Consider the following 20,292-nt stretch of genomic DNA (forward strand, 5'->3'; position numbering starts at 1 on the left):
GCCCTGGCGGAGCCCCTGCTGCGGCGGCATCGCCTGCGGCGCCGCTGCTCGCCCCATCGCCGGCGGCAGCCCAGCGCGCAGCCGCCCCGCGCCAGCCACGGGTGCTGAGCGTGAGGGCAGGAGCATCAGCATCAACGGCCAGCCCCAGCAGGCCCTCTGGCGCTGGCTCGGGGCCGAGGCCGGCCCACCGCAGCAGCTCTGGATTCCCCTGGAGGTGCTGGAGAACCAGCTGGGGGTGAGCAGCCGCAGCCGCCCGGACGGCAGCCTGGACCTGGAGTGGTTCGGCCAGCCGCTGCTGGTGCCCCCCGCCCAGCAGCGCAGCCTCGAGGACGAAGTGGCCGTGGACGCCATGCCCCTGCTGCGGGCCGTCGGAGTCGGGGTGGCCCTGCAGCGGGGCCAGCTGTCCCTCACCTTGCCGGCGGCCCAGGTGCTGCGCGTGCGCGGCGGCAGCCAGCCCGGCGTGCGGCGGCTGGTGCTGGATCTGGGCGGACCGGCGCTGGTGCGCAGCAGCGGTGCCGAGCTGCTGCTGGATGTGGACCTGGGCCCGAGCCAGCTGCGCGAACTCCAGAACCTCGGTGTCGTGGTGCGGCGTGCTGGCCGTGGCGTGGCCGTGCGGCCCCGCAGCGGCTCCGTGAACCGAACCTTCAGCCTTGGCGAACCCAACCGCCTGGTGATCGACATTCCCGCCAGCGGCACGGCGGGCAGCGGCGCCGCGCCGCCCGCGCCAATCGACCCGCAGGTGCTGGCGATGGTGGGGCGCAGCCTGCGCTGGGATCGGCTGGTGCGGGATGGCGTGCGCATCAATGCGGTGCGGATCGACCCGCGCACGGCCCCCCTGCAGCTGCGGCCGCTGGTGCGCCCCGGCCCGATGGAGGGGCTGAGTTCCCTGACCCAGCTGGCCGGGCAGACCCAGGCGGTGGTGGCCATCAATGGCGGCTATTTCAACCGGGTGCGGCGCCTGCCCCTGGGGGCCCTCAAGCGCGATGGCCGCTGGCTTTCCGGGCCGATCCTCGGCCGCGGCGTCGCCGCCTGGAGCGGCCGGGAGCTACCCAGCTTCGGCCGGCTGAGGCTGGAGGAGTGGGTGAGCGGCTCCGGTGCTCCGCGCCTGCCGATCGTGGTGGTGAACAGCGGCTTCGTGCAGCGCGGCGTCAGCCGCTACACGGCCGACTGGGGCCCGGTTTACCGGGCGCTGAGCGGCTCGGAGACCGCCCTGCTGCTCGGGACTGACAACCAGGTGCTGCGGCGGATCGACAGCCCTGAACTGGCCCGGGGCGTGGCGATCCGGCCGGGCGAGACCCTGCTGGTGGGGCGCGGCGGCGTGACCCTGCCCTGGGCCCCCGGCAGCCGCCTGGCGCTCAGCAGCCGCCCCAGCGCGGCCCTGGGCGCCAAGCCCCAGGTGGTCGGTGGGGGTCCCCTGCTGCTGCAGGGCGGGCGGGTGGTGCTGAATGGGGCGGCCGAGACCTTCAGTGCCAGCTTCCTGCGCCAGGGGGCACCCCGCACGGTGCTGGGCAGCGATGGCCGTGAGGTGTGGCTGATCACCCTGGAAGGGGTGAATGACAGTGGCCCCACCCTGGCCAAGGCCGCCCAGCTGCTGCTGGGCCTGGGCCTGCGCGACGCCCTCAACCTCGACGGCGGCAGCTCCACCGGCCTGGTGCTGGGCGGCAGCCACCAGGTGAAGGGCCGCGGCGTGGCCGGTTCGGTGCACAACGGCGTCGGCCTGGTGCGCTGAAACCGGGATCCACCCCTGTCAGAGTGGCTGTGATCGCCTCAATCGCTCCGATGCCCAAGGGCCACAGCCTGCGCCTTTCGGCCAGGGCCGCCGCCGAGCTCGGGCGCCAGGCGGCCGTGGCCGGCACCCCCGGCCTGATCCATCTGGATCTGGTGGAGGGCGGCTGCGCCCGCTGGACGATCAGGGTGCGCCCTGGCCACCTGGCGGGGGTGCCGATTGCCCGGGCCGACGGGGTGACCCTCTACGCGCCGGCCGAGCAGCAGGAGCTGCTCACCGGCCTCACCCTCGATTACCGCGGCGACCTCAGCGGCGGCGGCTTCCTGGTGCGCCCCGGCGACGGGGTGGCGAGCTGCGCCTGCGGAGCCGCCTTCAGCCGCTCACCGGAGCGGTGACGGACGACCCAGTAAGGTGGCGGATTGTCGCAATCGGTCGACGTCCGACCTGTGTTCTCCGGCCCTCGATGCCCACTATCCAGCAACTGATCCGCACTGAACGGCAGCGTCTGACCCGCAAGACGAAGTCACCCGCCCTGCGCTCCTGCCCGGAACGCCGTGGGGTGTGCACCCGCGTGTACACGTCAACCCCCAAGAAGCCGAACTCGGCGCTCCGCAAGGTGGCCCGCGTGCGGCTCACCTCCGGCTTTGAGGTGACGGCCTACATCCCCGGCATCGGCCACAACCTCCAGGAGCACTCCGTGGTGCTGATCCGCGGCGGCCGGGTGAAAGACCTGCCCGGTGTCCGCTACCACATCATCCGCGGCACCCTGGACACCGCCGGTGTCAAGGACCGGCGTCAGTCTCGCTCCAAGTACGGCGCCAAGACGCCGAAGTCGTGACCTGACCCCAGCAGGCGGCAGGCACGGCCCAGGGCCGCTGCCTCCTGCAGGCTCCCCTTGATTCTCTCAGCACCTCGCAATCCCGATGTCCCGCCGCAACGCCGCCGAAAAGCGACCGATCCTGCCCGATCCCCAGTTCAACAGCCGACTGGCCTCGATGATCGTGGCCCGTCTGATGAAGCACGGCAAGAAGTCCACGGCCCAGCGCATCCTCTCCGATGCGTTCTCGATGATCAACGAGCGCACCGGCTCCGATCCCCTCGAGCTGTTTGAAACCGCCGTTCGCAACGCCACCCCGCTGGTGGAGGTGCGGGCCCGCCGCGTGGGTGGTGCCACCTATCAGGTGCCGATGGAAGTGCGGCAGGAGCGGGGCACCGCCATGGCCCTGCGCTGGCTGGTCAACTTCTCGCGGGCCCGCAACGGCCGCAGCATGGCCCAGAAGCTCGCCGGTGAGCTGATGGATGCCGCCAACGAGGCCGGCAGTGCCGTGCGCAAGCGCGAAGAGACCCACAAGATGGCCGAGGCCAACAAGGCCTTCGCCCACTACCGCTACTGATCGCGACAGCGTGGTGTGGCCTCGGGGCCTGCAGGCTGATCAGTAGGATACCAACCGTTTTTTGTAGACCCTTCGGAGACATTCCTCGTGGCTCGCGCCTTTCCACTGGAACGCGTCAGAAATATCGGCATTGCCGCCCATATCGACGCGGGCAAGACAACCACCACCGAGCGGATCCTGTTCTATTCCGGGGTGGTCCACAAGATCGGCGAGGTGCATGACGGCGCCGCCGTCACCGACTGGATGGCCCAGGAGCGCGAGCGGGGCATCACGATCACGGCAGCGGCCATTTCCACCAGCTGGAAAGACCACCGCATCAACATCATCGACACCCCTGGTCACGTCGACTTCACCATTGAGGTGGAGCGTTCGATGCGGGTGCTTGACGGCGTGATCGCCGTCTTCTGTGCCGTGGGCGGCGTGCAGCCCCAGTCCGAAACAGTGTGGCGCCAGGCGGATCGCTACAAAGTGCCCCGCATGGTGTTCGTCAACAAGATGGACCGCACCGGGGCCGACTTCCTCAAGGTCTACGAGCAGATCAAGGATCGCCTCAAGGCCAGCGCAGCCCCGATCCAATTGCCGATCGGCGCCGAGGGCGAACTGAGCGGCATCGTGGATCTGGTCAAGAACCGGGCTTTCATCTACAGGGATGAGCTCGGCAAGGACATCGAGGAGACGGACATCCCCGCCTCCATGGCCGAGGAAGCCGCCCACTGGCGCAACAAGCTGATGGAGTCGGTCGCTGAAACCGACGAAGACCTGGTGGAGGTGTTCCTCGAAACCGGCGAGCTCAGTGATGAGCAGCTGCGCCAGGGCATCCGCACCGGCGTGCTCAAGCACGGCCTGGTGCCCATGCTGTGTGGCTCGGCCTTCAAGAACAAAGGCGTGCAGCTGCTGCTGGATGCGGTGGTCGACTACCTCCCCGCGCCGATTGACGTGCCGCCGATCCAGGGCCTGCTGCCCGATGGCACGGAGGCCCTCCGGCCTGCAGAGGATGGCGCCCCCTTCAGTGCCCTGGCCTTCAAGGTGATGGCCGATCCCTTCGGCAAGCTCACTTTTGTGCGGATTTACTCCGGTGCGCTGAAGAAGGGCAGCTATGTGCTGAACTCAACGAAAGACAAGAAGGAACGCATCTCACGGCTGATCATCCTCAAAGCCGATGATCGAGAAGAGGTGGATGAACTTCGCGCTGGCGATCTTGGCGCCGTCCTCGGCCTCAAGGACACCACCACTGGAGATACCCTCTGCGTAGAAAGCGATCCGATCATTCTCGAATCGCTGTACATCCCCGAGCCAGTGATTTCGGTGGCCGTGGAGCCCAAGACCAAAGGTGACATGGACAAACTGTCCAAGGCCCTGCAGTCGTTGTCGGAAGAGGATCCCACCTTCAGGGTGTCCACTGACCCGGAAACCAACCAGACCGTGATCGCCGGCATGGGTGAACTCCACCTGGAGATTCTGGTGGATCGGATGCTGCGTGAGTTCAAAGTGGAGGCCAACATCGGTGCTCCCCAGGTGTCCTACCGGGAAACGATCCGCGCCAGCGCCAAGGGCGAAGGCAAATTCGCCCGGCAAACGGGCGGCAAGGGCCAATATGGTCACGTCGTGATCGAGATGGAGCCGGGCGAACCGGGCACAGGGTTCGAGTTCGTCAACAAGATTGTTGGCGGCATTGTGCCCAAGGAGTACATCGGCCCGGCTGAATCCGGCATGAAGGAAACCTGCGAATCCGGCGTGATCGCGGGCTACCCCATGATCGACGTGAGGGTCACCATGGTGGATGGCTCCTATCACGACGTCGACTCCTCGGAGATGGCGTTCAAGATCGCCGGCTCCATGGCCTTCAAGGACGGCGTCAAGAAGTGCAATCCTGTGCTGCTTGAACCGATGATGAAGGTTGAGGTCGAGATCCCCGAGGACTTCCTCGGATCCGTGATCGGCGACCTTTCCTCCCGCCGCGGCCAGGTCGAAGGACAGTCCATCGATGATGGACGGTCCAAGGTCCAGTCCAAGGTGCCCTTGGCCGAGATGTTCGGCTACGCCACCCAGCTCCGATCCATGACCCAGGGTCGGGGTATCTTCTCGATGGAGTTCAGCCATTACGAGGAAGTTCCTCGCAATGTGGCCGAGGCCATCATCTCCAAGAATCAGGGCAAGTCCTGATCTTCACCCTATCCAACAACCCCCCGATTCTTTCCTCCCATGGCTCGCGAAAAGTTCGAAAGGAACAAACCCCACGTCAACATCGGCACCATCGGCCACGTTGACCACGGCAAGACCACCCTCACCGCCGCCATCACCAACGTGCTGGCCAAAAAGGGTTTCGCGAAGGCCCAGGCCTACGACCAGATCGACGGAGCTCCTGAGGAGCGTGAGCGCGGCATCACGATCAACACCGCCCACGTCGAGTACGAAACCGACAACCGTCACTACGCCCACGTCGACTGCCCTGGTCACGCGGACTACGTGAAGAACATGATCACCGGGGCCGCCCAGATGGACGGCGCCATCCTGGTGGTCGCCGCCACTGATGGCCCCATGGCCCAGACCAAGGAGCACATCCTGCTGGCCAAGCAGGTGGGTGTGCCCGCCCTGGTGGTCGCCCTGAACAAGTGCGACATGGTGGATGACGAGGAGATTCTCGAGCTGGTGGAGCTGGAAGTGCGCGAGCTGCTGAGCAGCTATGACTTCCCCGGCGATGACATCCCCGTGATCAAGGTGTCCGGCCTCAAGGCCCTCGAAGGCGATGCCGAGTGGGAGGCCAAGATCGGCGAACTGATGGAAGCCGTGGATGCCTCCATCCCCGAGCCGGAGCGCGAGATCGACAAGCCCTTCCTGATGGCTGTTGAAGACGTGTTCTCGATCACCGGTCGCGGCACCGTGGCCACTGGCCGGATCGAGCGCGGCAAGGTGAAGGTGGGCGAGGAAATCGAGATCGTGGGCATCAGGGACACCCGGAAGAGCACCGTGACCGGGGTGGAGATGTTCCGCAAGCTCCTCGACGAAGGCATGGCCGGTGACAACGTGGGCCTGCTGCTGCGCGGTATCCAGAAGGAGGACATCGAGCGCGGCATGGTGCTGATCAAGCCCGGTTCGATCACGCCCCACACCAAGTTCGAGGGTGAGGTGTACGTGCTCAAGAAGGAAGAGGGTGGTCGCCACACTCCCTTCTTCGCCGGCTACCGGCCGCAGTTCTACATCCGTACGACGGACGTGACTGGCCAGATCACCGCCTTCACCGCCGATGACGGCTCCAACGTGGAAATGGTGATGCCGGGCGACCGCATCAAAATGACCGGTGAGCTGATCTGCCCTGTGGCCATCGAGCAGGGCATGCGCTTCGCCATCCGTGAGGGCGGTCGCACCATCGGTGCCGGCGTGGTGTCCAAGATCATCGCCTGATGGCGACAGGGGGCAGCCAGGCAGACATTGCCAAGCTGTCCCCTGGGCTTCAGCCTCGAATGACGCACTGAGTCAGCTCAGCGTCTTCGTGACCAGAACATCGACAATTCAGTGTGCAGATCCCCTAGGGGTCGACACATCCACTGCCTAGCCATCCCCTCCGTCCAAGGACGTTTCCTCCTGGCCATCCGGCCAGCTTTTGATCTCCATGTCCACCGCCATCCCCCAGCAGAAGATCCGCATTCGCCTGAAAGCGTTTGATCGGCGCATGCTTGATCTCTCCTGCGAAAAAATCATTGAAACGGCTGACCACACAGCCGCCACGGCGATCGGGCCGATCCCACTGCCCACCAAGCGCAAGATCTACTGCGTGCTGCGCTCGCCCCACGTCGACAAGGATTCCCGGGAGCACTTTGAAACCCGCACCCACCGGCGCATCATCGACATCTACAGCCCTTCGGCCAAGACGATCGACGCTCTGATGAAGCTCGATCTGCCCAGTGGTGTGGACATCGAAGTGAAGCTCTGAGCCAGATCCTGCGGCCCCTGCCGCGCCTTCCAGGGCGCGGGCCCCGGACCTTCTTCCTAGGATGGCTCGGCAACTCCTCAACTCGCCATGGGTGAACTGGCCGTAAGGGAGCTGCCGCTCTTCCCCCTCCCTGACGTGGTGCTCTTCCCCCAGGAAGTTCTGCCTCTGCATATCTTCGAGCCCCGCTACCGGATGCTGCTGCGCACGGTGATGGCCGAAGACCGCCGCTTCGGGGTGGTGCGCTGGGATCCCAAATCTCAGGAGATGGCGGACATCGGCTGCTGTGCCGAAATCATCCACTGCCAGACCCAGGACGACGACCGCAGCAACGTTGTGACCATGGGGCAGCAGCGCTTCCGGGTGCTGGACATCGTGCGGGAAGCCCCGTTTCGGGTGGGCCTGGTGAGCTGGATCGAAGACGGAGACCCCGACTCCCCCGAAGCCCTCAAGACCCTGGCCGGCAGCGTGGACCAGGCCCTGCGCGACGTGGTGGAACTCACCGCCAAGCTGGTGGGCAAGCCGGCCAGCCTGCCCAGCGACCTGCCGGATCTGCCCCGCGAGCTCTCCTTCTGGATCGGCTCCCACCTGGGCGGCCCCGTCGCCGACCACCAGCAGGCCCTGCTGGAGCTCACCGACACGGGCGAACGGCTGCGCCAGGAGTACGACCTGCTGGATCAGACCCGGCGTCAGCTGGCAGCCCGCACGGTGCTGAAGGACACCTTTCAGCCCCAGTAGCGCCTCTCCCCCTGCCACCCCCCATCCCTCTGCATCCGCGATGCCCTTGATCAGTTGGCCTGTGGCAGCCGGCGTGGGCCTGGCCACAGCCGCCACGGCGGCAGCTATCTGGCTGCGCCGCAACCGCCGCTATCAGGATTCCGCCAGCGTGGCCGCGGCCTACGACCGCTGGACCCAGGACGCCCTGCTCGAGAGGCTCTGGGGCGAGCACATCCACCTGGGCCACTACGGCGAACCGCCGGGCCGGCCCGGCAGCCGGGATTTCCGCCAGGCCAAGGCCGACTTCGTGCATGCACTGGTGCGCTGGAGCGGCCTGGACCAGCTGCCGCCAGGCAGTCGGGTGCTCGATGTGGGCTGCGGCATCGGCGGCAGTGCCCGGATCCTCGCCCGCGACTATGGCCTCGATGTTCTCGGCATCAGCATCAGCCCGCTGCAGATCGAGAGAGCGCGGCAACTCACGCCAGCCCCCCTCAGCCAGCACTGCCGCTTCGCGGTGATGGACGCCATGGCCCTGGAGGTGCAGGACGCCAGCTTTGACGCCGTCTGGAGCGTGGAGGCCTCACCCCACATGCCCGACAAGCAGGGCTACGCCGATGGGCTGCTACGCAGCCTGCGGCCCGGAGGCCTGCTGGCCGTGGCCGACTGGAACCGGCGCGATGCCCGCGACGGGGCCATGAATCGGCGCGAGCGCTGGGTGATGCGGCAACTGCTGGAGCAGTGGGCCCATCCGGAGTTCGCCAGCATCCGCTCCCTGCGGGCCAATCTCGGCGGCAGCCCCTGGGCGGGCGGGATGGCCGTGGACAGCGCCGACTGGACGGCGGCCACCCTGCCCTCCTGGATCGACTCGATTCTGGAGGGCCTGCGCCGGCCTGGGGCCATCCTCGGCCTGGGGCCAGGAGCGGTGCTGCAGGGCCTGCGCGAGACGCCGACGATCCTGCTGATGGACTGGGCCTTTCGCAGCGGGCTGATGCAGTTCGGCGTCTTCCGCGGCCACAAGCCCCTGGAGCGGCCGGAGGGCAGCGCCCGGACAGCTGGTGCAACTACGACGACGACTCCGACACCCGGCTGGTGATCGGATAGGCACCGAAGAGGGCCAGGTGCTCGCAGAGGGGGCGCAGGTCGTTAAGGGCCGCCTCCAGCAGCTCAGGTCCCCCGGAGAGCTCCAGATCCACGAAAAAGATGTACTCGCCCATCTCCCGCTTCGATGGGCGCGACTCGATCCGGCTCATGTTGAGACCGCGGCGGGCAAAACAGGCCAGGGCTTCCAGCAGGGCGCCGGGCTGGTTCGAGTGCAGCGAATAGGCCAGGCTGGCCAGGGCACCGGCATGGGAGCGGCTGCCGCGGCGCAGCAGCAGGAAGCGCGTGCAGTTGCCCGGAACGTCGTTCACCGGGTAGGCCAGCACCTGGAGGTTGTGCTCGGCGGCAGCCTGCTGCGAGGCGACCGCAGCCCGGAAGCGGCTGCCGGCCACCATCCTGGCGGCATCGGCTGTGGAGCTGGTGGGCAGCTGCAGGGCCCGCGGCAGGTGCTCGGCCAGCCACTGGGCGCACTGGGCCAGGGCCTGGGGATGGGAGAGCACCTCACTGATCCCCTCCAGGCTGCCGGAGCCCAGCAGGGCATGGCGCACCGGCAGCACCAGGGCATGGGCAATGGTGAGGTCGGGATGCTCCCAGAGGGCATCGAGGCAGGTGGTGACCCCACCCTCCACGGAGTTCTCCACCGGCACCACGGCGGCATCACAGTCGCCCTGGGCCAGGGCCTGCACCACCGCCCGAATCCCTGGCTGAGGCATCAGTTCCGCCTCCGTGAGAGCCTCCAGGGCTAGCAGCTGCTGGGTGGCCTGCTCGGCATAGGTGCCGCTGGGACCCAGAAAGGCAACGCGCATCACAACCGTCAGGGGGACAGGAGCCCCGCGGGGCGACCGATAAGATCATGCCGCGCCGGCCCTCAGGCCATGCCCCTGGCCTTTCGAGCCAGTCAGCAACTGCAACTTGGAGTACGGCAGGAGCAGCAGCGGCTCGCCGGATACCTGGCGGATGAAGACCGGGTCGTGAAGGCGCTGCTCGACCCCAGCCAGCTGGAGCGCCTGGGGCCGGGGCACTACCGCTATGCCGTGAGTCGGCTTGAGGTGTTCCAGCTCAAGGTTCAGCCGGTGGTGGACCTGCGCACCCAGCTCCAGCCCGGGCGGCTGGAGCTGGTGGCCAGCGACTGCCAGCTGGAGGGCCTCGGCCTGGTGGAGGACTTCCAGCTCAGGCTGGGCTCCTGGCTGGAGGCGGGTGACGAGGGGCTCGAGGGCGAGGCCAACCTGGCCGTGAGCGTGGGCCAGCCCCAGCTGCTGCGGCTGATTCCCCACAAGGTGCTGGAGGCCACGGGGCGCTCGATCCTCGCCAGCATCCTGCTGGGTATCAAGGCCCGGGTGGGCCAGCAGCTGGTGGCCGACTTCGAGAGCTGGTGCCTCGAGCATCAGCGGCTGCCCTGAGGCCCGGCAGCCTGGCCTGGCCAGAGCTTGCGCAGGAAGCTGGTGCGGTGCAGGGGCGTGGGCCCCAGCTGCAGCAGGGCGGCCCGATGCTGCGGCGTGCCGTAGCCCACGTGGCGCTCCAGCCCGTAGCCCGGATAGGAGGCCGCCAGCTGGCGGATCAGCCCGTCGCGCGCCTGCTTGGCGAGCACGCTGGCCGCGGCGATCGCTGGCTGGCGACTGTCACCCCGCACCAGGCAGACCTGCTCTCCCGGCCAGCCCCGCAGGGGCAGCACCCCATCCACCAGCACCAGGCCAGGCACCGCAGGGAGCCGCTGCAGGGCCTGCAGCATGGCCGCCTCCGTGGCGTCACGAATGCCGTGCTGATCGATGCTGGCGGCCGAGGCCTGGCCCAGCCCCCAGGCCAGCGCAAGGCTCTCGATCTGAGGCACCAGGATGGCGCGGCGCCTGGGGGAGAGCTTTTTGCTGTCGGTGAGGCCCTGGGTCAGCAGGGTGACCGCCGCAGTGGAGTCGAGCACCACGGCGGCGGCGAACACGGGGCCGAACAGACAGCCCCGGCCCACTTCATCCACCCCGGCGCAACGGCCGGGAGGCCATCCCAGCCAGGGATCCTCGGCCAACGTGCCTAGACGGCAGCGGAGGAGCGGCGGCGGCGGCGGCGTGGTTCGCCCCCATCAGCCGCCGCTTCCGCCGTGGGCGTCAGCACGGCCGCAGCCTGGGGGGCCGCGGAGGCGTCAGCCGCCCTGCGGCGGCTGCGGCCACGGCTGGGAGCGGCCACCGGGGCGGTTGTGTCGGCTGGAGCTTCGCCGGCGGCGGCACTCGGAACCGACACGGTGAGCACGGTTTCCTCAGTCGCCCCGGGCTCCGGCAGGGGGGTGATCTCCACGGGTGCGGGCACCGGAGCAGCAACAGGGGCCGCCGCCGTTGCCGTGCCGCCCTGGGCCGACTCCTCGGCTGAGCCCTGGCCGTCACGGCTGCCTCGGCCGCCCCGACCTCGCCGCCGCCGCGAGCCGCTGGCGGCCAGATCCTGGCGGGCCGCCTCCAGCACGGTGTTGGCATCTTCGCCGGGGCGCACCACCCGCACCACCGCTGCTTCAGCCGCTTCCGGGTTGTCCAGCAGCAGGGCAGGATTCAGACCCAGCCAGCCATACACCTCCTCCTGGTCTTCGCTCATGGACACCACCAGCACCTCCGGTTCCGGGCGCCGCTGGCTCGGTTCCGTGGCGGGCCTGGGGCTGTCAGAAGTGTTGTGAGCGGTGGCGTAGGCGGCGTCCTGGTCGAGCAACGGGGCCACAGGCACGAACACCGTGGCATCGGAGGGCTCGCCCTGGCTGCGGCCGCCACCCCGGCCGCCGCGGCGCCGCCGGCTGCCATGGCCGTTGCCGTTCTCCGAGGGCGCGGCCGTGGTGGCAGTCTCGCCGCGGGCCGCCGGTGCCGCCGCCCGCACCAGTCCAGCGGCACTGGCCAGGGGCTGCAGGCTGTCCCGGCCGGGCAGCACAGCCACATGGCCCAGTCCGCCACAGCTGGGGCAGGCGCGGCCGAACAGCTCGTAGACGTTCTGGCCCTGGCGCTTGCGGGTGAGCTCCACCAGCCCAGTTCCGTGAGCTGGGCGATCTGGGGGCGGGCCGCGTCATCGCGGACCGCCTGGGTGAAGTGCTCCAGCACCTGCAGCTGATCGCGACGCAACTCCATATCGATGAAGTCGATCACCACCACACCGCCGATGTTGCGCAGCTTCAGCTGGCGGGCAATCTCGACGGCCGCTTCACAGTTGGTCCAGAGCACCGTTTCGCGGGCGTGGCCGAACGGGTGAACGAGCCCGAGTTCACGTCGATGACGGTGAGGGCCTCGGTGGGTTCGATGATCACGTAGCCGCCCGAGGGCAGGTCCACCCTGGGCTTGAGGGCGTCGTGGATGGCGGCGTTGACCCGGAAGGCATCCAGGATGTCGGTGGGAGCGGCATGGGCCTCCACCAGCACGTTGCCGTGATCAGAGCCGAGGAAGGCCCGGGCCCGGCCCACCCCCTCGCTGCTGTCAACCACCACCCGCAGCAGGTCGGGGCTGTAGAGGTCGCGCAGGATGCGATGGATGAAGTCTTCGTCGCGGTTGAGCAGAACCGGTGGGGTGGCGTCCTCGGCTGCCGTCTGGATGGCCTCCCACTGGCGCAGCAGCGACTCGAGGTCGTCGATCAGCAAGTCCTCGCTGACCCCTTCGGCCTCCGTGCGGATCAGCAGGCCGGCCCCGGGGGGCTTGATCAGCACCCCCAGGGCTCTCAGCCGGTTGCGCTCGTTGTCGCCGTCGACGCGCCTGGAGATGCTCACCCCCTGGCCGTGGGGCTGGAGCACCAGGTAGCGGCCGGGCAGGGAGAGGTTGCCGGTGAGCCGGGGGCCCTTGTTACCGGTGGGCTCCTTCATCACCTGCACCAGCACCTTCTGGCGGGGCTCCAGCATCTCGGTGATGCCGTGGGCGCCTTTGCGGAGCTTCAGAGGGCCGAGGTCGGTGACATGAATGAAGCCGTTCTTCTCGCTCTCGCCGATATTGACGAAGGCGGCATCGATGCCGGGAAGCACGTTTTCAATGGTGCCGAGGTAAACATCTCCGATCTGATAGCGGCCCTGGGCCACGATCAATTCATCAACACGTTCGTCGTTGAGCACCGCGGCGATGCGCAGTTGCTCGGCAATGACGATCTGCTGGGGCATGGGGAATGGGGTGGACCCGATCGGGGTCCTGCCAGGGGATGAGGCAGGCCTGCAGGCCGATGACAGACCTGCGGACCAGAGGGCTGAACGAAATGCGGGAGGTCAGGGCCAGGCCCTGCCTTGGCCGCCATGGAGCGGGAATGGCGCGAAGCTGCGCAATGCTGCTGGAAGATCTCCATGCCCCTTGGGCACGGCTGCTTTCAATGGGTTGAAAACATGAAAGCGGGGGGCGAAATCCAGGGACTGAACCCCGGAGCAGGACGGGCCAACGGAGGTGCCTGCCGACTGCGGTCTGCGCTGAAAAAGCTCTGGGTGCTGCGGAATCGCGGCGAAAGCTTACAGGCAAACGGCCTGTCGCCTTGGCTGCAAATTAGCATGGTGGCCTGGCCGCTTTTGCGTCGGTCTGGCGCCGCGTTCAGGCGGTAGGGCCGCGCAGCGTCAGGGCCGTGCGCTCCATGCTGCCGCAGGCCAGGGGTAGCCCCAGCTGTTCTGCCATCCAGTGGGCCAGCTGGTCCGGCCGCAGGCTGCGGCCGCTGGAATCGATGGCGGCCTCGAGCGCGAACCAGGCCGAGCCTGAGCCGGCAGCAGCTCCGGGCTGGGGGGAGAGCCAGCGGAGATCCCGCAGCACTGGGCGGCAGTCACGGCTGCGGGGCCGGCCTTTCTTGTCGGTGTCGTGCCACGGCAGGGTGTCGGCGTCCAGCAGCGCGGCAATCGCCTGCTGCCAGCGCTCCGGGCCGGGCAGCGCCACCCCCGCCGGCGGCCGCAGCTCCAGCCGCCAGTGGGAGGCCTCCAGCTCCTGGGAGAGGCTGGGGCCGAAGCTGGGCACCTCGGCCACCGAGAGCAGCTGCAACGTGCCCGGCAACTGCTGCTGCAGCCGCAGCCGCGCTTCAGCGGGATCCAGCCGCTCGGTGAACTCGAGGTCGAGCCATTCGCCCAGGCCCGCCACGCCAAGCGGCAGCGCCAGGGCCAGCTGCAGCCTTGGCAGCGGGTGGAAGCCCCCGCTGAAGCTCACCGGCAGGCCGCTGCGGCGCAGGGCCCGCTCCAGCAGCCGCAGGGTGTCGAGGTGGCTGATCAGAGCGAGGCTGCCGGTCTTGGCGAAGCCGAAGCGCAGCCGCTGCACCCGCTCGGAGGCGGGGGCCCGCGGCGGCAGCTGGGGTGGCACCGGAGGCGCCGGGATCACCACGTTGTGGCCCAGCTCCGGACCACACACCCCGCAGCTGCTGCAGCCCTCGAAGGAGCAGTCCGGCACCACGGTGGCGGCCAGGGCCCGCTGCAGGTCTTCGGCGAGCCAACGCTTGTCGACGCCGGTGTCGATGTGATCCCAGGGCAGGCTCTGGCGGCAGAAGGCATCGAGATCATCGGGGCTGAGGGCCTCGGCGGCGCTCCAGGCCCCCATCTCCAGGGCGCGGTAACGGCCCCCCAGGCCCGCCGCCTCGATCACAGCGGTCCAGGCGGCATGGCTGCGCTCCGCCGACTCAAACCAGGCATCCAGGCCGGCGCCGGCCCGCCAGGCCGCCTCGATCACCGGCGCCAGGCGCCGATCGCCGCGGCCCACGAATCTTCGACCGCCGAGAGGCGCAGGTCGGTGGTGTTGGTCTTGATGCCGCGCAGCTGGCGCAGAGCCTGGCGCACCAGCCCCTGGCGACGCCGCAGCTCCTCGCCGCTGACGCTGTGCCACTGGAACGGGGTATGGGGCTTGGGCGTGAAGGTGCTGATCGTGAGATTCAGCTCCAGGCGGCCCAGATCACGGCACTGCTCCTGCAGAGCGCGGCAGGTGTCGGCGATGCCGAGCACATCCGCATCGCTCTCGCCAGGCAGGCCGATCATGAAGTAGAGCTTCACCTTGCGGTAGCCGTTCTGCATGGCCGTGCGCAGGCCGCGCAGCAGCTCGGCGTCGGTGAGGCCCTTGTTGACGATGTCGCGCAGGCGCTGGCTGCCGGCCTCCGGGGCAAAGGTGAGCCCCGCCCTGCGGGTGCCACCAAGGATGTGGGCGATGTCGTCGTCGAAGCGATCCACCCGCTGGCTGGGCAGGGTGAGGCTCACGTTCTGCTCAGCCAGGCGGTTGCGCAGTTCCACCCCCACCGCCGGCAGGGCCAGGTAGTCGGAGCAGCTGAGCGAGAGCAGGGAGAAATCGCTGTAGCCGGTGCGGCGCATCCCCTCCTCCACCGCCTCGATCACCGCCTCGGGCTCCACGTCCCGGGCCGGGCGCGTGAGCATGCCGGGCTGACAGAAACGGCAGCCGCGGGTGCAGCCCCGGCGGATCTCCACCGTGAGGCGGTCGTGAACGGTTTCGATGTGGGGCACCAGCCCCATGGCGTAGTGGGGCATGGGCGTGGCGGTGCGCCGCTGGATCCGCGCCGGCAGCCCGGGCTCCAGCGGCACGATCGCCACCCCATCGGGCCCCGGGCCGTAGAGGGCGGGCACGTACACGCCCGGCACCTGGGCCAGATCCCGCAGGGTGTCGCGGCGGCTGAGGCCGGCCGCCTTGGCCTCGGCCACCACCAGGCCGATCTCCGGCAGCAGCTCCTCGCCATCGCCCAGGGCAATGAAGTCGAAGAAGGCGGCGAAGGGTTCGGGGTTGCTGGTGGCCGTGGGCCCACCGGCGAAGATCAGGGGCGGCGCCTCCGGGTGGCCCAGGGGCAGATCGCCGCGCTGGTCGGCGCGCAGGGGCAAGCGGGCCAGGTCCAGCATCTCGAGGATGTTGGTGGCGCCGAGCTCGTAGCTGAGGCTGAATCCGAGGATGTCGAAGGCTGGCAGGGGGCGGCGGCTCTCCACCGCGAAGAGAGCCTGCTGCCGCTCACGCAGCCGCTCCGCCAGGTCGGGCGCCGGCAGGTAGGCGCGGTCGCAGAGCTGGCCGGGAACGGCGTTGAGCAGGGAATAGAGAATGATGTGGCCCAGGTTGCTGGCCCCCACCTCGTAGACCTCGGGGTAGGTGAGGGCCCAGCGCACGGTGGCTGCCTGCCAGTCGCGGGGCTCCACGCCGAGCTCGTTGCCGAGGTAACGGGCCGGCTTGCTGATCGAGAGGTCGATCAGGGCGTCGAAGTCGATCGGCTCGGTCGCCGCGGCCACGACAGTCGAGGAGGCAGTCATGGTGGCGCAGGCAGGCCTGGCCCGATGGTATGCAGCCCGGGACCACGCGACAGCCACCTGGCGTAGCAGGATGCCGCCTGGAGTTCGGCAGCAACCCTGTGGTGCAGGTCAACGGCAACTACCTCAAGCTCAAGGCGGGGTATCTGTTTCCAGAGATCGCCCGGAGGGTGAAGGCCTTCGGCGAAGCCCATCCCGATGCCGCCCTGATCCGCCTCGGCATCGGCGATGTGACCGAACCGCTGCCGCAGGCCTGCCGCAACGCCATGAAGCTGGCGATCGATGCCATGGGCACCGCCGAGGGCTTCCATGGCTATGGCCCGGAACAGGGCTATGGCTGGCTGCGCGAGGCGATCGCCCGCCACGACTTCCAGGCCCGCGGCTGCCAGGTGAGTGCCGAGGAGATCTTCGTCTCCGACGGCTCCAAGTGCGACAGCAGCAACATCCTCGACATCCTCGGACCGGACAACCGCATCGCCGTGACCGATCCGGTGTATCCGGTGTATGTGGACAGCAACGTGATGGCGGGCCGCACCGGCGAAGCCGATGCCGGTGGTCGCTACGGCGGCCTCACCTACCTGCCGATCAACGCCGAGAACGGCTTCACGGCCCAGATCCCCGCAGAACCAGTTGATCTGATCTATCTCTGCTTCCCCAACAACCCCACCGGCGCGGTGGCCAGCCGCCAGCAGCTGCAGGCCTGGGTGGATTACGCCCGCACCCACGGCGCCCTGATCCTGTTCGACGCCGCCTACGAGGCCTTCATCCAGGATCCGGAGCTGCCCCATTCGATCTACGAGATCGAGGGGGCCCGCGAGTGCGCGATCGAGTTCCGCTCCTTCTCCAAGAACGCCGGCTTCACCGGCACCCGCTGTGCCTTCACGGTGGTGCCCCGTGGGCTGATGGGCCAGGCGGCCAATGGCGAAGCGGTGGAGCTGTGGGGCCTGTGGAACCGGCGCCAGAGCACCAAGTTCAACGGCGTCAGCTACATCGTGCAGCGCGGGGCCGAGGCGGTGTATTCCGCCGAGGGGCAGGCCCAGGTGAAGGCGCTGGTGGCCTTCTACATGGAAAACGCCGCGATCATCCGGCGCGAGCTGACGGCAGCCGGGCTGCAGGTGTTCGGCGGCGAGCAGGCGCCCTATGTATGGCTCAAAACGCCCGCCGGACTTGACTCGTGGGGCTTCTTCGACAAGCTGCTGAGCCAGGCCCACGTGGTGGGCACCCCCGGCAGCGGTTTCGGCGCCGCCGGGGAGGGCTATTTCCGCCTCTCCGCCTTCAACAGCCGCGCCAATGTGGATGAGGCCATGCAGCGGATCCACAGCCTGTGATCCCGTCCTTAAATAGAGCAGTCGTGACCCAGGAGGCAGCCATGCGAACCACAGCCACGGCGGCCCCGGGCCGCGAGAGCGGCGGTGCCGCGGTGATGGAGAAGGCACCGCAGCGGGTGCGCAAACCCTCGCCCCGCTACAAGGTGCTGCTCCACAACGACCCCGTCAACGCGATGGACTACGTGGTCACCACCCTGCGCCAGGTGGTGCCCTCGCTCAGTGAGCAGGATGCGATCGCGGTGATGCTGGAGGCCCACAACACCGGCGTGGGCCTGGTGATCGTGTGCGATCTGGAGCCGGCGGAGTTCTACTGCGAAACCCTCAAAGGCAAGGGGCTCACCAGCAGCCTCGAACCGGAAACCTGATGGCGGCGCCAGGCCCAGCCGGGCCTGCACCCATGCTGCGCTGGTGGGGCACGGTGCTCTACGTGCCGGGGCTCTACATCACCGGCTTCCTGCTCTCCAGGCCCCTCGCCTGGGTGGCCCCAGCCTGGCGCCCCGACCAGGTGGACCTGGCCGGAGTGTCGCTCTCGTTTGCCCTGCTGCTGGCCACCCTGCCCTGGCGGCTGCGGACCGCCTGGGGAGCGACGCAGCCCTGGAGGACCCTCGGTCTGGCCGTCAGCCCCGGCCAGGCGCTGGCCGGCATCGCCATGGGGCTGACCAAGGCCATCGCCCTGCTGCTCCTGGTGAGCCTGGCGCTGCTGTTCAGTCAGCAGGCCCGCTGGCAGGGGGCAACGGATGCTGGCCTGCTCGCCAATGCTCTGCTGCTGGCCTGCGGGGTGGGTCTGGCCGAGGAGCTGCTGTTTCGCGGCTGGCTCTGGGGGGAGCTGCGGCTGCGGCTGAACGGTCATCGGGCGCTGCTGGCGCAGGCCCTGGTGTTCGGCCTGGTGCACCCCTGGTACCGGGAACCCGGCCTGCTGGCCCTCAGCCTGCTGGGCGCCCTCACCCTGCTGGGGGTGGTGCTGGCCAGGGAGCGGGAGCTGGGCAAGGGCGCGCTGTGGGGGCCGGCGGCGCTGCACGGCGGCCTGGTGGGCGGCTGGTTCCTGCTGCAGAACGGGCTGCTGACGGTGTCTGCCCAGGCGCCGGGCTGGTGGGCCGGGCCCAGCGGAATGACCTCAGGCACCAATCCCCTGGGGGGCGCGATCGGCTGGCTGGGACTGCTGGGGCTGCTGCTCTACCAGCAACGGCGTGGCCACAGCCTGGGTCGCTGAGCTCAGGCCTGGTGTCATGAAGCCCTCGGCGGTGGGGCCTGCCGCACCGCCCGGAAGCGTCTCATGGCTTGGCCACGGGTTGATCGCCATGCCGCGGGAAGGTGATCGTGAATGTTGTGCCCACACCAGGCTCGCTGGCCACTGAGATCTGGCCGTGATGGCGGAGAACAATTTCCTGGGCGATGGCCAGGCCCAGGCCGGTGCCACCCAGGGCCCGGGAACGGGACTTTTCGACGCGGTAAAAGCGCTCAAACAAGTGGGGCAGGTGCTCTGGCGAGATGCCGATGCCCGTATCCCGAAGGATGACCTGGACGCCGGCCTCAGTGGCGCGTGCCTGCAAGCTGACTTCACCAGCAGCCGGAGTGTGCTTCACAGCATTATCCAGGAGGTTCAGAAACAAGCGGATTAAATGATCAGGGAATCCCTGGATCTGAAGTGCAGGAGCAAGGTCTGTGGTCAGCTGAAGCTGGCGCAGATCAGCCAGGGGTTGAATCTGGGCAGCCGATTCAGCCAATAGGGTTCCCAAGTCAACCGGTTCCATCGGTCCACCGATGTGATTCTGCTCGAGGCGAGAAAGCAGCAGCAGATCATTGCTGAGCCGGATCAAGCGGTCCACCTCCAGCCCGATCGCCCTGAGCGTCTCCTCGTAGGTGTCGACGGTGCGGAGCTGGCTCAGGGTGACCTGCAACCGCCCCTTCATGGCCGTCAGGGGGGTGCGGAGCTCATGGGATGCATCTGCCGTGAAGCGCCTCTCGTGCTCAAAGGTCGCCTGGATGGAATCCAGCATGCCGTCAAAGAGCGTGGCCAGCCGCGCCAGTTCATCATCCGCACTGCTCTTGTAGTGGATGCGCTGGGCAAGATCACCACTCACCCGGATACGCTGTATCGTTCTTGTGATCTGGGCGATGGGCTGCAGGGCACGGTTAGCGAGGAACAGACCGCCAAGGGCAATCATGCCAAGCAGGATGGGTAGCTTGAGGAGATTGCGCTGAAATACCCTGGCCAAGGTGGCGTCCATGGGCCTGAGAGATTGGGCCACCTTCAGCCAGCCTGAGGGTTCACCCTCCTTGCTCAGAAGTTCCTTTGTATAGATTCGCCAGCGCCCACTGGGCTTGGCCAGGGTGTTATACCCAGGCTTGAGGTTGGATGTGTTGAGGGATGAGAGCGAATCTCCGAACTGCTCCTTCACAGAACCATCCAGACTGATCAGATAGATCTCTACGGCTGCATCATTAAGCAGGGAGGCCAACAGCGGCGCATCCCGGCGAGGATCAAACACCAGGGCATCAACCTCATCATCGAGGTTTTTGCGTGCCTGAATCGCACTGACTTCCAGTGAACGGTCAATCTGGGCAAGCAGGGTCTGCCGAAACTCAAGATAGGTGTAACCATCAGAAACGAGCATCGAAACACCCGCGAGCAGGCTGTACCAGACCACCAGCCTCAGGCGCAGACTCTGCCGGCGCTTTCGCGGCTTCATCAGCATCTAGGCATGGAAGAAAACGGCATCAGAGGGCCAACTCATTCGGCAGGAGAAGGATCCACATTGGCGTTGATAGAATAACCGACGCCACGAACTGGGGTTCCCCCGGTTTTGAGGACAGGTCGGTAAGGGTCACGTCATGACCACCAGACTGTCCATCGATGACCAACCCCACCAGAACCAGGCGTCGGTTCACGGCGCAGCAGAAAGCGGAGGCCGTGG

17 protein-coding genes and 2 pseudogenes are annotated in these 20,292 nt (G+C 67.9%); 13 read left to right on the plus strand and 6 right to left on the minus strand.

All coding sequences use genetic code 11. From position 1 onward, the window contains the following. The 9 genes from IQ220_RS15270 to IQ220_RS15310 form a co-directional block, all read left to right on the plus strand. Positions 1-1,729, plus strand: a 1,729-nt coding sequence (locus IQ220_RS15270) for a phosphodiester glycosidase family protein (protein WP_228009307.1), incomplete at its 5' end; no start/stop codon positions are given. A 50-nt stretch (positions 1,730-1,779) separates the two neighbouring features. Further along, positions 1,780-2,121, plus strand: coding sequence for an AIR synthase (locus IQ220_RS15275; RefSeq protein WP_186700782.1), 342 nt, complete (start codon positions 1,780-1,782; stop codon positions 2,119-2,121). Positions 2,122-2,189: 68 nt separating this feature from the next. Beyond that, positions 2,190-2,564 (plus strand): 30S ribosomal protein S12, encoded by a 375-nt coding sequence (gene rpsL / locus IQ220_RS15280; protein ID WP_186697323.1) that lies wholly within the window; start codon positions 2,190-2,192, stop codon positions 2,562-2,564. 85 nt (positions 2,565-2,649) lie between these two features. After that, the gene (gene rpsG, locus IQ220_RS15285; RefSeq protein WP_186697324.1) at positions 2,650-3,120 is read left to right on the plus strand and encodes a 30S ribosomal protein S7; all 471 of its coding nucleotides are present in this window, start codon (positions 2,650-2,652) and stop codon (positions 3,118-3,120) included. Positions 3,121-3,207: 87 nt separating this feature from the next. Then, entirely contained in the window at positions 3,208-5,283 is a 2,076-nt protein-coding gene (gene fusA / locus IQ220_RS15290) for an elongation factor G (RefSeq protein ID WP_193916399.1), read from the plus strand. A gap of 39 nt (positions 5,284-5,322) precedes the next feature. Next, positions 5,323-6,522, plus strand: a complete 1,200-nt coding sequence (gene tuf / locus IQ220_RS15295) for an elongation factor Tu (RefSeq protein ID WP_193916402.1) — start codon at positions 5,323-5,325, stop codon at positions 6,520-6,522. Between the two features lie 208 nt (positions 6,523-6,730). Then, positions 6,731-7,051 carry a 30S ribosomal protein S10 gene (rpsJ, locus tag IQ220_RS15300; RefSeq protein WP_186697327.1) on the plus strand — a complete coding sequence of 107 codons (321 nt, stop codon included), beginning with the start codon at positions 6,731-6,733 and terminating at the stop codon, positions 7,049-7,051. Between the two features lie 87 nt (positions 7,052-7,138). Beyond that, positions 7,139-7,786, plus strand: a complete 648-nt coding sequence (locus tag IQ220_RS15305) for an LON peptidase substrate-binding domain-containing protein (RefSeq protein WP_186697328.1) — start codon at positions 7,139-7,141, stop codon at positions 7,784-7,786. A gap of 40 nt (positions 7,787-7,826) precedes the next feature. Beyond that, positions 7,827-8,858: a methyltransferase domain-containing protein gene (locus tag IQ220_RS15310; protein ID WP_186697329.1), complete on the plus strand. Its 1,032-nt coding sequence runs from the start codon at positions 7,827-7,829 to the stop codon at positions 8,856-8,858. On the opposite strand, the gene pheA is transcribed toward IQ220_RS15310, so the two are convergent. Continuing rightward, complete coding sequence (gene pheA, locus IQ220_RS15315) at positions 8,827-9,669, minus strand: prephenate dehydratase (protein ID WP_193916405.1); 843 nt, start codon at positions 9,667-9,669, stop codon at positions 8,827-8,829. The two genes, IQ220_RS15310 and pheA, sit on opposite strands and share 32 nt — an antisense overlap. A gap of 69 nt (positions 9,670-9,738) precedes the next feature. Between pheA and IQ220_RS15320 the strand changes: the two genes are divergently transcribed. Continuing rightward, positions 9,739-10,263, plus strand: coding sequence for a DUF1997 domain-containing protein (locus IQ220_RS15320; protein WP_186697331.1), 525 nt, complete (start codon positions 9,739-9,741; stop codon positions 10,261-10,263). Here IQ220_RS15320 and IQ220_RS15325 read toward each other — a convergent pair. From IQ220_RS15325 to IQ220_RS15335, 3 genes and pseudogenes are all read right to left on the minus strand, one after another. Further along, positions 10,248-10,880 carry a ribonuclease HII gene (locus tag IQ220_RS15325; RefSeq protein WP_193916408.1) on the minus strand — a complete coding sequence of 211 codons (633 nt, stop codon included), beginning with the start codon at positions 10,878-10,880 and terminating at the stop codon, positions 10,248-10,250. The two genes, IQ220_RS15320 and IQ220_RS15325, sit on opposite strands and share 16 nt — an antisense overlap. A gap of 5 nt (positions 10,881-10,885) precedes the next feature. Then, positions 10,886-12,962, minus strand: a pseudogene (locus IQ220_RS15330) (Rne/Rng family ribonuclease). 415 nt (positions 12,963-13,377) lie between these two features. Beyond that, a pseudogene (locus tag IQ220_RS15335) lies at positions 13,378-16,052 on the minus strand (TIGR03960 family B12-binding radical SAM protein). Between the two features lie 98 nt (positions 16,053-16,150). Here IQ220_RS15335 and IQ220_RS15340 point away from each other — a divergent pair. Genes IQ220_RS15340 through IQ220_RS15350 form a run of 3 tightly spaced genes read left to right on the plus strand, consistent with a single transcriptional unit; the run spans position 16,151 to position 18,587 of the window. Continuing rightward, positions 16,151-17,377, plus strand: a complete 1,227-nt coding sequence (locus IQ220_RS15340) for an LL-diaminopimelate aminotransferase (RefSeq protein ID WP_193916411.1) — start codon at positions 16,151-16,153, stop codon at positions 17,375-17,377. A 41-nt stretch (positions 17,378-17,418) separates the two neighbouring features. After that, positions 17,419-17,742: an ATP-dependent Clp protease adapter ClpS gene (gene clpS, locus IQ220_RS15345; RefSeq protein WP_186697336.1), complete on the plus strand. Its 324-nt coding sequence runs from the start codon at positions 17,419-17,421 to the stop codon at positions 17,740-17,742. 32 nt (positions 17,743-17,774) lie between these two features. Beyond that, positions 17,775-18,587 carry a CPBP family intramembrane glutamic endopeptidase gene (locus IQ220_RS15350; RefSeq protein WP_193916414.1) on the plus strand — a complete coding sequence of 271 codons (813 nt, stop codon included), beginning with the start codon at positions 17,775-17,777 and terminating at the stop codon, positions 18,585-18,587. A gap of 61 nt (positions 18,588-18,648) precedes the next feature. On the opposite strand, the gene IQ220_RS15355 is transcribed toward IQ220_RS15350, so the two are convergent. Both IQ220_RS15355 and IQ220_RS15970 read right to left on the minus strand, forming a co-directional pair. Beyond that, positions 18,649-20,073, minus strand: coding sequence for a cell wall metabolism sensor histidine kinase WalK (locus IQ220_RS15355; protein WP_228009308.1), 1,425 nt, complete (start codon positions 20,071-20,073; stop codon positions 18,649-18,651). 22 nt (positions 20,074-20,095) lie between these two features. Continuing rightward, positions 20,096-20,292 (minus strand): hypothetical protein (locus tag IQ220_RS15970; RefSeq protein ID WP_228009309.1); only part of this gene is annotated, 197 nt, incomplete at its 5' end.

This window comes from Cyanobium sp. LEGE 06113, assembly GCF_015207615.1.

What these genes read in the sequence shown, in the direction of transcription:
- IQ220_RS15275 (WP_186700782.1), top strand. Translation starts at nt 1,780, where the DNA reads ATGCCCAAGGGCCACAGCCTGCGCCTTTCGGCCAGGGCCGCCGCCGAG.
- rpsL (WP_186697323.1), top strand. Translation starts at nt 2,190, where the DNA reads ATGCCCACTATCCAGCAACTGATCCGCACTGAACGGCAGCGTCTGACC.
- rpsG (WP_186697324.1), top strand. Translation starts at nt 2,650, where the DNA reads ATGTCCCGCCGCAACGCCGCCGAAAAGCGACCGATCCTGCCCGATCCC.
- tuf (WP_193916402.1), top strand. Translation starts at nt 5,323, where the DNA reads ATGGCTCGCGAAAAGTTCGAAAGGAACAAACCCCACGTCAACATCGGC.
- rpsJ (WP_186697327.1), top strand. Translation starts at nt 6,731, where the DNA reads ATGTCCACCGCCATCCCCCAGCAGAAGATCCGCATTCGCCTGAAAGCG.
- IQ220_RS15305 (WP_186697328.1), top strand. Translation starts at nt 7,139, where the DNA reads ATGGGTGAACTGGCCGTAAGGGAGCTGCCGCTCTTCCCCCTCCCTGAC.
- IQ220_RS15310 (WP_186697329.1), top strand. Translation starts at nt 7,827, where the DNA reads ATGCCCTTGATCAGTTGGCCTGTGGCAGCCGGCGTGGGCCTGGCCACA.
- pheA (WP_193916405.1), bottom strand. Translation starts at nt 9,669, where the DNA reads ATGCGCGTTGCCTTTCTGGGTCCCAGCGGCACCTATGCCGAGCAGGCC.
- IQ220_RS15320 (WP_186697331.1), top strand. Translation starts at nt 9,739, where the DNA reads ATGCCCCTGGCCTTTCGAGCCAGTCAGCAACTGCAACTTGGAGTACGG.
- clpS (WP_186697336.1), top strand. Translation starts at nt 17,419, where the DNA reads ATGCGAACCACAGCCACGGCGGCCCCGGGCCGCGAGAGCGGCGGTGCC.
- IQ220_RS15350 (WP_193916414.1), top strand. Translation starts at nt 17,775, where the DNA reads ATGCTGCGCTGGTGGGGCACGGTGCTCTACGTGCCGGGGCTCTACATC.
- IQ220_RS15355 (WP_228009308.1), bottom strand. Translation starts at nt 20,073, where the DNA reads ATGCTGATGAAGCCGCGAAAGCGCCGGCAGAGTCTGCGCCTGAGGCTG.